This is a genomic window from Bacillus sp. FSL W8-0223, assembly GCF_038006805.1.
Classification (GTDB): domain Bacteria; phylum Bacillota; class Bacilli; order Bacillales; family DSM-4216; genus Bacillus_O; species Bacillus_O smithii.
Window position 1 is genome coordinate 2,580,065 of the sequence record NZ_JBBOVX010000001.1, and the last position, 13,515, is coordinate 2,593,579.

General features: G+C 41.7%; 11 protein-coding genes. 2 read left to right on the plus strand and 9 right to left on the minus strand.

Annotated features, from left to right (window positions below):
- Positions 1–23: 23 nt before the first annotated feature.
- The 6 genes from dtd to NST81_RS12570 all read right to left on the minus strand — a co-directional run bounded on the left by dtd (position 24) and on the right by NST81_RS12570 (position 8,844).
- Entirely contained in the window at positions 24–464 is a 441-nt protein-coding gene (gene dtd / locus NST81_RS12545; protein WP_003355480.1) for a D-aminoacyl-tRNA deacylase, read from the minus strand.
- 11 nt (positions 465–475) lie between these two features.
- Positions 476–2,668 carry a RelA/SpoT family protein gene (locus NST81_RS12550; RefSeq protein WP_270584286.1) on the minus strand — a complete coding sequence of 731 codons (2,193 nt, stop codon included), beginning with the start codon at positions 2,666–2,668 and terminating at the stop codon, positions 476–478.
- A gap of 463 nt (positions 2,669–3,131) precedes the next feature.
- Complete coding sequence (locus NST81_RS12555; RefSeq protein ID WP_003355482.1) at positions 3,132–3,647, minus strand: adenine phosphoribosyltransferase; 516 nt, start codon at positions 3,645–3,647, stop codon at positions 3,132–3,134.
- The gene (gene recJ, locus NST81_RS12560; RefSeq protein WP_341030012.1) at positions 3,638–6,007 is read right to left on the minus strand and encodes a single-stranded-DNA-specific exonuclease RecJ; all 2,370 of its coding nucleotides are present in this window, start codon (positions 6,005–6,007) and stop codon (positions 3,638–3,640) included. The genes NST81_RS12555 and recJ overlap by 10 nt, the downstream gene beginning before the upstream one ends.
- Before the next feature lie 137 nt (positions 6,008–6,144).
- Complete coding sequence (secDF, locus tag NST81_RS12565) at positions 6,145–8,409, minus strand: protein translocase subunit SecDF (RefSeq protein WP_341030013.1); 2,265 nt, start codon at positions 8,407–8,409, stop codon at positions 6,145–6,147.
- A 117-nt stretch (positions 8,410–8,526) separates the two neighbouring features.
- Complete coding sequence (locus NST81_RS12570; RefSeq protein WP_003355485.1) at positions 8,527–8,844, minus strand: post-transcriptional regulator; 318 nt, start codon at positions 8,842–8,844, stop codon at positions 8,527–8,529.
- 109 nt (positions 8,845–8,953) lie between these two features.
- On the opposite strand from NST81_RS12570, the gene spoVB reads away from it, so the two are divergent.
- Positions 8,954–10,498 carry a stage V sporulation protein B gene (spoVB, locus tag NST81_RS12575; RefSeq protein ID WP_341030014.1) on the plus strand — a complete coding sequence of 515 codons (1,545 nt, stop codon included), beginning with the start codon at positions 8,954–8,956 and terminating at the stop codon, positions 10,496–10,498.
- Positions 10,499–10,653: 155 nt separating this feature from the next.
- Here spoVB and NST81_RS12580 read toward each other — a convergent pair whose 3' ends face one another.
- Positions 10,654–11,334, minus strand: a complete 681-nt coding sequence (locus NST81_RS12580) for a DUF421 domain-containing protein (RefSeq protein WP_341030015.1) — start codon at positions 11,332–11,334, stop codon at positions 10,654–10,656.
- Between the two features lie 172 nt (positions 11,335–11,506).
- On the opposite strand from NST81_RS12580, the gene NST81_RS12585 reads away from it, so the two are divergent.
- Positions 11,507–11,890, plus strand: a complete 384-nt coding sequence (locus NST81_RS12585) for a TIGR04086 family membrane protein (RefSeq protein ID WP_341030016.1) — start codon at positions 11,507–11,509, stop codon at positions 11,888–11,890.
- Between the two features lie 81 nt (positions 11,891–11,971).
- On the opposite strand, the gene yajC is transcribed toward NST81_RS12585, so the two are convergent.
- Positions 11,972–12,271 carry a preprotein translocase subunit YajC gene (yajC, locus tag NST81_RS12590; protein ID WP_040341803.1) on the minus strand — a complete coding sequence of 100 codons (300 nt, stop codon included), beginning with the start codon at positions 12,269–12,271 and terminating at the stop codon, positions 11,972–11,974.
- 64 nt (positions 12,272–12,335) lie between these two features.
- The gene (gene tgt / locus NST81_RS12595; protein ID WP_003355490.1) at positions 12,336–13,475 is read right to left on the minus strand and encodes a tRNA guanosine(34) transglycosylase Tgt; all 1,140 of its coding nucleotides are present in this window, start codon (positions 13,473–13,475) and stop codon (positions 12,336–12,338) included.
- Positions 13,476–13,515 lie beyond the last annotated feature (40 nt).

Genomic DNA, 13,515 nt, shown 5'->3' on the forward strand with positions numbered 1-13,515 from the left:
TCGGCCATCCTCTTAAAATCACGTTATTTGCTTTCCAATATTAAGGTGACCGGCCCATCGTTGACTAATTTGACGTCCATCATCGCTCCAAATCGGCCGGTTTCCACGTGCACGCCTTTTTCGCGCAATAATTCATTAAAACGATCATATAAAGGCTCTGCATGGCTCGGTTTAGCGGCGTTCATAAAATTGGGACGCCGTCCTTTTCTCGTATCGCCATATAAAGTAAATTGCGATATGGAAAGAATTTCTCCATTTACATCAAGGATGGATAAGTTCATTTTTCCCTTATCGTCTTCGAATACTCTTAGCCCGGCAATTTTTTCCGCTAAATAAGCGGCGTCTTCTTCTGTATCTTCATGAGTGATTCCAACTAGAAGGACAAAACCGGATGAAATTTGTCCGACCGTTTTTCCGTCCACTTCGACGGAAGCTTCTTTGCTTCTTTGCAGTACGACTCTCATTTTCCACACCCTTAATTCATAATTCTTCTTACCGCATAAATGTCTGGTATTTGCTTAATTCGTTCCACCACTTTATGCAAGTGGCTGACGTTGCGTATGAAAATCGACATGTGTATTCTAGCTACTTTATTGCGATCGGATCGGCCGGTAACCGCTGAAATATTGGTTTTTGTTTCATTGACCACTTGGAGGACTTCATTTAATAAACCGCGGCGGTCATAACCCGATATTTCGATTTCTACGTTGTATTCTTTATGATTTTCCGGATTGCTTTCCCATTCGACCGGAATTAAACGATCTTTCGTCTCTTCAGTATGGATATTAGGACAATCCGCACGATGAACGGAAATACCGCGTCCTTTCGTAATATAGCCGACGATGTCATCTCCAGGAACCGGATTGCAGCATCTTGAAAGGCGGAGCAGCAAATTATCGATTCCTTTTACTCGAACACCGACATTCGTTTTACTAGTAGTCGGGAATGTTTTCAGCTCTTTGATCGCCGATTCTTGAACACTGATTTCTTCATCTCTCTGTTTTCTCAATTTTTCCGTCAATCTGTTGGCGATTTGGGCAGCGGTAATGCCATTATAGCCGACAGCTGCGTACATATCTTCTTCCGATGAGAAATTGAATTTTTCAGCTACTTTTTTAATATTTTCCGGCGTCATTACTTCTTTTAAATCAAAATCCATATTGCGGATTTCTTTTTCTACAAGCTCCCGACCTTTTTCAATGTTTTCTTCTTTCCGTTGTTTCTTGTAAAACTGTTTAATTTTATTTTTCGCTTGGGACGTTTGGGCCAATTTAATCCAGTCTTGACTTGGACCGTAAGAATGCTTGGACGTCAATATTTCCACGATGTCCCCAGTTTTCAGCTTGTAATCAAGAGTCACCATTTTTCCATTGACTTTTGCACCGATCGTTTTGTTGCCGATTTCCGAGTGAATGCGATAGGCAAAATCGATCGGAACAGAGCCGGACGGAAGCTCGATGACATCTCCTTTTGGAGTAAATACAAATACCATATCGGAAAATAAGTCAATTTTCAGAGATTCCATAAATTCTTCCGCATTGGCCGATTCTTTTTGAAACTCAAGAATTTCACGGAACCAAGAAAGTTTCTTTTCAAAAGAAGAGTTTTCATCAAGCGTTTTTCCTTCTTTATATGCCCAGTGGGCAGCAACCCCATATTCAGCGATGCGATGCATATCAAAAGTCCTGATTTGAACTTCCAAAGGATCGCCTTTCGGACCGATGACAGTCGTATGCAGCGATTGGTACATATTAGGCTTCGGCATGGCAATATAATCTTTGAAACGCCCCGGCATCGGTTTCCAGCATGTATGAATAATTCCAAGCACCGCGTAACAATCTTTAATGCTGTTGACTAAAATTCTTACAGCCAATAAGTCGTATATTTCATTGAATTGTTTGTTTTTTATGACCATTTTCCGGTAAATGCTGTAAATATGTTTAGGGCGGCCTGATATTTCCGCTTCAATCGAGACTTCTTTCAGCCGCTCCCTCACTTCTTCAACGACCTCTTCCAAGTATTCTTCGCGCTCAGCCCGCTTTCTCTTCATCAGATTGACAATTCGATAATATTGCTGCGGGTTTAAATAGCGAAGTGCGGTATCTTCCAACTCCCACTTGATTTTAGAAATTCCCAGCCGGTGAGCAAGCGGGGCGAAAATTTCCAGCGTTTCATTGGCGATTCTGCGTTGTTTTTCAGCCGGCAAATGTTTCAACGTACGCATGTTGTGCAGACGATCAGCAAGCTTAATCAAAATCACTCGAATATCTTGAGCCATAGCCAAAAACATTTTCCGGTGATTTTCCGCTTGCTGTTCTTCATGAGACTTATATTTAATCTTGCCAAGCTTCGTGACTCCATCCACAAGCATGGCAATTTCTTCATTAAATTCCCTCTTTAAATCGTCGAGGGTCATTTCCGTATCTTCCACGACATCATGCAAAAAACCCGCTGCCACTGTTGCAGGATCCATTTCCAAATCCGCTAAAATGCCTGCAACCTGCACCGGATGCATAATATAAGGTTCCCCGGATTTCCGGTATTGATGTTTGTGTGCTTCTTCTGCCACACGATAGGCCTTATATACTAAAGCTACATGCTCTTCATTTAAATATTGTTTCACCCGATCGATTACTTGTTCGGCGGTTAATACCTGATCTTTCGCCATATAAATACTCACCTTTGTAATTTTAAAAATATTTGGGTATTGAGTTTTAAAAATAACTTTATTTTTCTATTATCTTTAAAAAAAGAATAGATGTAAAGTCATCTATTCAAATTTATTGAAAAGAATGTTGAATTTTGTCGATTAATCTTTATTACAGCCCTTTTCGCCATTATCTCCTGCCAATCTGAGCCGCCATTTTCTCTGCCTTGCCCGCTGGACAATGAAAAGGATTCATCTTTCGTTATCGTTCGACCTTTTTAAGAAGACCAAAAAGCCCTTATAAAAAGGGCTTTTCATCCATTTTTTCGTCTTCGGCTAGTAACATTATTGTACCGCTTAAAACAAAATTGTCCAAGCGTTTTCCATCAAAAATGAGCGTTTCTCTACATTTGATCGAGTCGCATCAGCAAAAACACTCGAAAAAAGAGTGCCATACCTTAAAACTCTCATAAAAGAGAGTCGTTTATTCGTATTTCATTAACGCCAGAATATCGTACCCGTCCAGCTTCTTGCGTCCTTCCAGATAGGCCAATTCGATTAAAAAGGCAATGCCAACAACGATACCGCCGAGTTGTTCCACCAGTTTAATCGTTGCTTCGATTGTTCCTCCGGTTGCCAATAAGTCATCGATAATCAATACTCTTTGCCCCGGTTTAATGGCATCTTTATGGATGGTTAACACATCTTTTCCATATTCAAGGCCATATTCTACTTTTACCGTTTCTCGAGGAAGCTTACCTTCTTTTCTTACAGGCGCAAATCCAACTCCAAGAGCATAAGCAACAGGACAGCCTACAATGAACCCACGCGCTTCAGGTCCTACGACTATATCTACTTTTTTCTTTTCTGCATAGGCTACGATTTGATCAGTCGCAAATTTAAACGCTTCGCCATTATCCATGAGCGGCGTGATATCTTTAAATTGCACTCCAGGCTGAGGCCAGTCAGGCACGACAGCAATATACTTTTTCAAATCCATGTTTTAGTTTCCTCCTCATGATTTTGAGACAAATAAAAATATTGATTAAACCAATCTCTCAATTGTTCGTAGTTTGAATATAACAGTTCGTTCTCGATTTGATATTGCTCCTGTTTTTCGCGATAAGCTTTGGATTCATTTAAATCTCGCTTAGCCGGCGCTTCATTTAATGAAATAAGGCCATCTTCTATTGTAACAAATCCGAGTTCTAAAAACACTCTGGACATGAACTCAATCGTTTCTTTCGACCATCCCCGGTATTTAGCCAAATCGCCGCTGTATCGTTTTAAATCAAAAGTTTTCTGTTTGAGAAGAAAAGCATAATACCATTTAAAATGCTCCCTTGTGGGCACTGTACTGAAATAATGCTGCTTTTCTTGATAAAAATGGGCATAAATTCTGTTCGGACTCTTATGAGAAAGCAAGATTTCCATATATTCTTTTTTTGGAGGCAAATCCATAAAAACGATATTTCGACCGGAAATATCGAGATTAGCGGCTGTTTCCAAATTAGAAACGACGACAAGATCTTTTTCAAGAGGTTGAAGTCGAAGCCGGGCTATCGTGTCTTCATGAAAGACAATCAAAATCCTGTCATCCGGAACAAGATCCATCCACTTATCGAGTTGCCGCATTCCCCTGACATCGAACAGCTGCCATTCCTTTACTTGAATATCCTGCAGGACGATCTGCGGCTTTTTGATATGATTCCATTCGTTGATGCCAAGTTCTCCGATAACCGAAACCTTCGATTGAGGAGCTATGTGATCAGCCATTTCTCCCATGCCGAAACCGATAGCGTCCAAAGAGGCGTCACCACTGGCGAGCTGCATTTTCAAATGAGATTGATCTGCACCGATTTTCCGCATGTTGCGAAAAGCCAGATCCCCCAGTAAAAACGTTGGCTTCGGATTTTCCGTACCAAAAGGGGCAAGCAGCTGAAGTTCTTCAATCATCGACAGCTCGGCATCCTCCAGGTTTATGGCCATATCCACTTCCGTTTGTGGTATAAAATCTTCCTCATTCAGCTGTTCTCGAGCCAATTCGATCATTCGGCTGCGCAATCGATCTACGTCTTCGATTTTCATCGTCATTCCTGCTGCCATCGTATGTCCGCCAAAATGGGGCAATAGATCGCGGCACTCCGATAAGCTATCAAACAAGTTAAATCCTTGAATGCTGCGGGCAGATCCTTTTGCAAGCCCGCTTTCCCGATCAAAGCTTAAAATAATAACGGGTCGATAGTATTTTTCAACAAGCCGAGAAGCAGCAATCCCGATAACGCCGGGATTCCAACCTTCTTTCCCGATCACAAGGACGGGATTCCGGTCTGGCGGATAGGAAGTTTCAACGATTTCCACTGCTTCTTTCGTCATCTCATTTACCATTTGCTGCCGATCTGCATTCATCCGATTAATCTCTTCTGCAATGGAAAGAGCCGTTTCTTGATCTTCCACAAGAAGCAAGTCAACGGCGGGATAAGCAGAATCCAATCTTCCGGCGGCATTCAGTCTAGGGGCTATCATATAACCAATAGTATCTTCATTGATCTCTTCTAAGGATACGCCGTTTAATCGACAAATCGCTTGAATGCCCAAACGACTTGTCTGCTGCAGTTTTTTTAAGCCTGCTTTTACAAGAGAACGGTTTTCTCCCAAAAGCGGCACTAAATCAGCAACTGTCCCGATGGCGGCTAAATCTAATAGATTCTCCGGCAGCTCGCCATATAAAGCGTGTGCCGTCTTGAATGCCACTCCTACACCTGCCAAATAAGGAAACGGATAATTTCCTTCCGGATGCTTGGGATGAATAACGGCAAATGCTTCAGGAATGACAGGACCAGGTTCATGATGGTCCGTTATAATGACATCCATACCCAATTCCTTTGCCAGAGCCACTTCTTTCACAGCCGCTATCCCCGTATCTACGGTAATGATCAAATGAATATCGCGCGATTTTGCCAATCGAAAAGCATTTTCATTAGGTCCGTATCCTTCGGTAAATCGATTCGGTATGTAATAATCAACATTCGCTCCTAAATCTTGTAGAGCGGTAACCATAACCGATGTACTTGTCACACCATCGGCGTCATAATCTCCATATACCAAAATGTTTTCTTCGTTTTTAATGGCCTCTTTTATGCGACGAACTGCCTTATCCATATCTTTTAAGAGAAATGGATCATGAAAGCTTTCTCCTTTATCAAATAAAAAACACCGTGCCGATTCTACCTCGGTAATACCACGGTTCACTAACAGTTCGGCCAAAAGAGGGCTGATAGCCAGTTCATTTGACAATGTTCGAACAGTCTCATCCGAGAGATGTTTCCGAACAATCCATCGGGTTTTTGGTTTTAACATACGTTCACCCCTCAACTCATCCTATTATACAAAACTCATATTCTGCTTTCAATGACGGATTCACCCCCCACAGTTCGATGCCATGAAAAAAGCCGCAGGATGATCCTGCAGCTTTTAAAAGATGTTATTTATTTCATTTATACTTGCGGTTCGTCGCTCCATTTGCGTTTTTCTTTATACGTTTTTAAGGAACCTTTCTTCTTCAATTCTCTTTTTTTCATCACCAACCATAATTGAGCGGCAATAAACAAGGAAGAGTAGGTTCCGAAAATCAATCCGATGAAAAGAGCAATGGAGAAATTGCGAATCGATTCGCTTCCGAAAAGAAGCAGCGCCACAACAGTAATCAACACGGTTAAAACCGTATTCACCGAACGGGTCAACGTTTGCCGCAAGCTGCGGTTTACAATATCAGCCAATTCATCATACGATTTAATGCGGCGGCGTTTTTTCAGATTTTCCCTAATCCGGTCAAACGTGACGATCGTATCATTTAAGGAATAACCGACGATTGTCAACACGGCGGCGACAAATGTAAGATCTACTTCCAGTCTCGTTAAACTAAAGACGGATACAATCACAAATACGTCATGCAGCAAGGCCGCAATGGAAGAAATCCCCATGTAAATTTCGAAGCGAAATGCAAGATAGATAACGATCCCTATGGAAGCGATGATCAAAGCGTAAATCGCATTTTTCACCAGCTCTTTTCCGACAATAGGAGATACGCTGCTCACATTCGGCTCGTTTCCAAACTTCTTGTGGAAATGTTCTTTTACTTGGGCAATTTCTTTTTTGGTCAACGCTTCTTTAAATCTTGCTGCCCCGATATTTTTCTTATCGCCGGATATCAAAATTCGATCTGCTTTCAGATGGACAGCTTTCAGCTCATTCGCTACTTTTTCCTCCGTCAATGGCTGATTCGCCATAATTTCCAATCTCGTTCCACTCGTAAAATCAATACCCAAGTTCAACCTGTAGATTCCCAACACGATCATACCGGCAATGATCAAAATCAATGAAAAAGCAAAAAACTTGCGGTGATGCTTGACAAAATCAAAACGGTCAAATTTCGTACTCAAATCTAATGTATCTACGTTTTCTTTTATATCGTGGATATCTTTTTTGCGAACTCCAAACCATCCTGGACGGTTCTTGACCAGTCCGCTTTGAACAATTAATCCAAGCAAAACTCTCGATAACCAGACAGCGGTGATAAAGCTGACGATGATGCTGACAATTAAACTGGTCGCAAAACCTTTGACAGAGCTTGTCCCGAAGAAAAAGAGAACGGCAGCCGCCAAAAGAGTCGTAATATTGGCGTCAATTATGGTCAATAAAGAGTTTTTATTACCGGCTTGAAAGGCAGACCGAATGCTTTTTCCAACCCTTATCTCTTCCTTCACCCGTTCAGCCGAGATGATGTTGGCATCGACCGCCATTCCAACCCCAAGGATCAAAGCCGCTATTCCCGGAAGGGTCAACGCGGCGTGCATCCAATCGAATATCAAAAGTACTAAATAAATATAGATGGAAAGGGCAATCACAGCGATGATACCCGGCAACCGATAGTAAAAAATCATAAATAAGTAAACGATCGCAATCCCGATGATTCCGGCAAGAACGGTATCATGCAACGCTTGTTCACCGAATTGGGCGCCGACCGATGTCGAGTAAACTTCTTTCAGCTTCACCGGCAATGCGCCAGCATTTAACAAAGAAGCAAGGTTTTGGGCTTCTTTGGTGGTGAAGTTGCCCTCGATCGTCACTTGATCCGTGTCTAATACTTCGTTTACGTTAGGCGCGGATATAAATTTCGGATGTTTTTTCTGAATTTCTTTTTTAAAGGAATCTTTTCCTTCTTCAAAATCAAGCCAAATGACAAGCTGGTTATTGGGAGCCATGCTTACAATTTTTTGAGTGACCTTTTTAAATTTATTCCGGTCCTTTAATTTAAGCACAACGTTCGGCTTGCCATCCTGCGAAAATGATTGCTTCGCTCCTCCGGAGACAAGATCCGAACCATCAAGCATCACATGGTCATTGACATCGCGAAACGTCAAGTTAGCTTGAGTCGATAACATTTCACGAGCCTGATTTTGATCCTCCACCCCTGCCAGCTGGACGCGGATGCGATGACCATTCTCAATTTGAATACTCGGTTCGCTTACCCCGAGAACATTAATCCGCTTATCAAGGGCTTCGGCTGTATCCGCTACTACTTTATCCGTAATTTTTTGTCCTTTTTTCGCTGGTTCGACTTTGTACAGAACTTCAAAACCGCCCTGCAAATCAAGGCCCAGCCTGATATGATTCAAAATATTTTTAGTTGTTGCCCCCGCCAAGCTTCCGATTAGAATCACAATCAAAAAAAAGGCAACAATACGGCTCCGCTTTACCATTCCAATTAAAGCCTCCTTAAATATGTACTGCAAAGATACAAAAAAATTCTGGCGAATAAGGCACCAGAATCGCTCAACGTATTTATTATGAAGCAGAAAAAAGAAGCTGTCAATTTATCATCGTTCTTTTTGTGGATGAAAAAGGTATTGGATTTCTTCTCGATTTTGATCTGTCAACAAAGGAGAGGAACGATACGCTTCCACCGTTGCATAATTCATAAAATCTCCAGGTTTCAGTGCAATAATATCGCTTACTAATTGATAGATCCGAACATCTTGTTGGGCATTCTTCCATTTTTTCTTGATGAAATAATTCCATAATGAATCCAGTTGAACCGACTCATAGCCTAACAGCCGAAATTCTTCCACCTTGCTGACAAGAGCTGGTGTTAATCGATGATAAAACCGCTGATATGGGTGATGATTTTTTTTCATTTTCATCCCGCCTTTTCCGATAAATGAACATCTTGTCATGCTTTGTCCATTTGTTTGCATATATATCATTGTAAAAGATAACGGTACAGTTGAGAAGGCAGGGAGGAAAATGTCGAAGTTTCTTAGAGGAACACTCATATTATTAATAGCGACCTTTGTGACCAGAATCTTAGGGTTTATCAATAGAATTGTGATCGCTCGGTCCATCGGCGAAGAGGGAGTCGGATTATACATGATGGCCTACCCAACTTTTATACTAGCGGTTACATTGACGCAAATGGGGCTTCCTGTGGCTATCTCCAAAAGTGTGGCGGAAGCTGAAGCAAGAGGCGATTTTCGGAGGATCAAGAAAATCCTTGTCGTCTCACTTGGAGTCACGATTTCTCTCTCGCTCGTCTTTACACCGGGATTGCTGTTATGTGCGCCTTTTATCTCCAAAACTTTGTTTACAGATGAACGGACTTTCTATCCGCTTCTGGCCATCGCTCCCGTTATCCCTGTCGTTGCCGTCTCCTCGGTTTTAAGGGGCTATTTTCAAGGTAGGCAAAATATGAAACCATCCGCAATATCACAAGTATTGGAGCAGGCGATTAGGATCGCTCTCATCGCCGTTATGACAAAAGCCTTCCTACCATACGGCGTTGAGTTTGCGGCCGCAGGAGCGATGATCGCCTCCGTGCTCGGCGAACTTGGATCCCTGTTATATCTGTTTACCATGTTTAAAATGAAAAAGAGATTCCGCGTGCGAAACCATTTTTTGAAAACCATTTTTTCAGGGGGAGATGTTTTTAAAGAATTAATGATTGTGGGTATTCCGACGATGGGCAGTAGACTGATCGGCTCCTTGTCGTGGTTTTTAGAACCGATTGTCGTTTCCCGCAGTCTGGCCATCGCTGGAATCGCCTCCGGTGTGGCCACGCAGCAATACGGGATGTTAACGGGCTTTGCGTTGCCGCTATTACTGCTGCCTTCTTTTATTACCACTTCTTTATCTACTTCATTAGTACCGGCGATCAGCGAGGCCAATGCCCATAAAAACTATCGGCTTTTGGAATACCAAGTTCAAGAAGCTTTGCGATTTTGTCTAGTCACCGGAGGACTGGCTGTCATTATTCTTTATTTGTATGCCGAACCATTGATGCAGCTAATGTATGGATCAAATAAAGGGGCAGTGTTTATTCAATTGATGGCTCCTTTCTTTCTTTTCCAGTATTATCAAGGACCTCTTCAGGCGGTTCTGCAGGCGCTGAATCTTGCGGATGCAGCGATGATCAACAGCTTTATCGGCTCTTTTGTAAAATTGGCCGTTATTTTCGTACTCGCCTCCCAGCCTTCATTCGGCATTTACGGAGCGGCACTTGGGATTGTGACGGGAACCATGTTAGTGACGTTGCTTCATCTAATGACAGCCGTTAAAAAATTATCTTTAACGATTTATGTAAGAGATTATCTTCATTTTATATTTGTCGTCGTGGTTGTCATTATATTCTCCAAACTGGCAGATCAATATGTACTCACCATGGAAAGTCCATTCATTCGTTTTTTGGCGGGAGCCACTTTCACTTCCGTCCTCTACATCATTTGTTCCGGAGCGGCCGGTCTAATTAAAAAAAGAGATCTGCTAAAAATCCCTTTTGTAAAAAGATGGGTATAAAACGTTATGATCGGTTCTCACTATTCAGCAATGGCTTACCAACCAATACAGCAAATCATTAACCCACCTGTTGCTCTAATGGTCAATGGATCCGATTGAATGGTGAAAACGACAAGCAAGAACTGTTTCTAGTGTTGCCCGTACAAACAAACCATTCAATCTCGTTGATGATTTCCATCTTTTTTAGGTGGAGGATCGCTGATATCAATATAAAATTCTCCGTCCTGATAGCTGCAAAAAGAAATGTCTTTGATTTTTTTTAAGCCTCTTTCACGCAGCTCCCTTTTCAGCCAAAAAGGAGTTTTATGGATCATTTTTAAATTTTCCTCTTGTATGACACCGTCTAAAATAAGAGGAAGTGTAAAAGAATTTTCCTCTCTTTTTTTGTTGTCTTTTTTTAATACGGATAGGCTTCCAGAAGGCTCCAAAATAGCAAACTCTACATCGGCAATATTGCTGACATTTTTTTCTCTAAGTTGGACCATTAAGTCATCAAAATTATATCGATTTTTTTTCATCACTCTTTCGTCAATTTTTCCTTTGTTGATAATAATCGCCGGTTGTCCATCCATCATTTTGCGAAAGCGCGCGCTTTTCAATGAAATATAAGAAGATAAAATTTGAACGACCATAATAATCAACATAGGGAACAATGTGTACATGATCGGCGCATTCGGTTTCTCTATCGCGATAACCGCCATTTCCCCGATCATGATAAATACTACCAAGTCTAAAATACTCAATTCTCCTATTTCACGTTTCCCCATTAACCGAAAAATAACTAATATGGCGATATAAAGAAAAATCGTTCTAATTCCGATCAACCAATAAGTCACGAAATTCCCTCCCTGGATGTCGTTCACCTTTTTAGTATGTGTGAACAAGGATCAAAGATTTAAGGAAGAAGCTGGAATTTAGAATTTAAAATGATGCTTCTATTCCAAAAAAGAAGTGCATAAGCTTGTACTGGGAAAATTTAAATTTCAAGGCGGGAGGAGAAGCCGTTTTATGCAAAGGCAAATTAGTGCAGTTTTATACGGGGTCATCGCTATCCTGATCATGGCGGTGGTAAGCAGTCTTATATTTGCAACCATTTTACGTTTTTCGCAATTAACCGAACAATCTATTCATTTGCTTGTCACCATTATCTCTTTTTTTAGCCTATTCATCGGGGGATATATCACAGGAGGAAAAGGAAAGGAAAAAGGATTGCTTCTTGGAGCGATTACAGGAATCATTTATAGTTCCATTATTTTTCTATATCAGTTTCTCGGATACGACTCCATCTTTTCTTTAAAGCAACTCATCTTCCATCTTTGCTATATCGCCACCGCCATGCTAGGAAGCGTATTGGGCGTCAATCTTTCCGGCGGGAAAACGAAAGAGTCTTAGCAAGTTTCTGACCTCTGTTTTGCGCTTTAATCTATCCATAAAAAAGAAGCAATTCGAATGACCAAATTGCTTCTTTTTTTATTACGAGTTTGTTGAAGACGAGTTCGTCGAAGAACTTTTGGCTTTTTCAATCACATCACGAACCGCTGACCGGTCGTATGTCAAACGGCTGCCATCTCCGCATCGAATGACAATCGTATTTTCATCCAGCGAATCGACGATGCCATGAAGACCGCCAATCGTAACGATCTTATCTCCTTTTTCCAAGCTGTTCTGCATATTCATGACTTGCTTTTGCCGTTTTTGCTGAGGACGGATAAGCAAGAAGTAAAACAGAACGAACATGATAATTAAAGGCAAAAATGTTCCTAAACTACCCAATCCATTCACCCCTTTCTAAGTACAATAAACACTCAAAGCTTGAGGTTCAAGCTTACGTTCCTTTTTAAAAGTTTTTGGCATCAGGACGATTAAAACCGTACTGTTCAAAAAACTCTTCTCTAAAATCACCAAGCCGGTCTTCCCGGATAGCTTGTCTGATTTTCTCCATTAATTTTAACAGAAAATAAAGATTGTGGTAAGTCGTCAACCTAATTCCCAATGTTTCATTCGTATGAATTAAATGACGGATATACGCCCTCGAATAGTTTCTGCACGTATAGCAATCACATTGCTCATCAATCGGCCGAAAATCGCGAGCGTATTTTGCATTTTTCACCACAAGCCGACCTTGGCTCGTCATCAGCGTACCGTTTCTGGCAATTCGCGTTGGAAGTACACAATCGAACATATCAATTCCCCGAATGGCGCCATCAATTAAAGAATCCGGCGACCCTACTCCCATTAAATAGCGCGGTTTATCAGCCGGCAAAAGCGGCGTCGTGAATTCCAGCATTTCATTCATGACCTCTTTCGGTTCTCCCACCGACAGTCCACCGATCGCATAGCCCGGAAAATCAAGAGACACTAAATCATTGGCACTTTGCCGACGAAGTTCTTTATACTCTCCCCCTTGCACAATCCCAAACAACCCTTGGTCTTCCGGTCTTTTATGAGCTTTCAGGCAGCGCTCAGCCCATCGCGAAGTCCTTTCTATCGACTTTTTCATATAATCGAACTCAGCCGGATAAGGAGGGCATTCATCAAATGCCATCATAATGTCTGATCCAAGAGCGTTTTGAATTTCCATCGCTTTTTCAGGAGATAAAAACAGTTTTTCCCCATTTAAATGATTGCGGAAATACACGCCTTCTTCCTCAATGCGACGAAGTTTGCTCAAGCTGAATACTTGAAAACCGCCAGAATCGGTTAAAATCGCTCCATCCCAATTCATAAAGGAATGAAGGCCGCCCGCTTCTTGGATAATATCATGGCCGGGCCTTAACCAAAGATGATACGTATTGCTTAGAATAATCTTAGCCCCCATCTCTTTTAATTCTTCCGGGGACATGGTTTTCACTGTCGCTAACGTTCCAACGGGCATAAACATGGGCGTTTCAAAACTTCCATGCGGCGTCGTCACTCTACCAAGCCTTGCACCCGTCTGCTTACAAGTTTTCAATAATTCATACTTGATGGCTGGCAATGTTCCATGCTCCTTCCTCTTTTGATGCTAACTTTGTCTG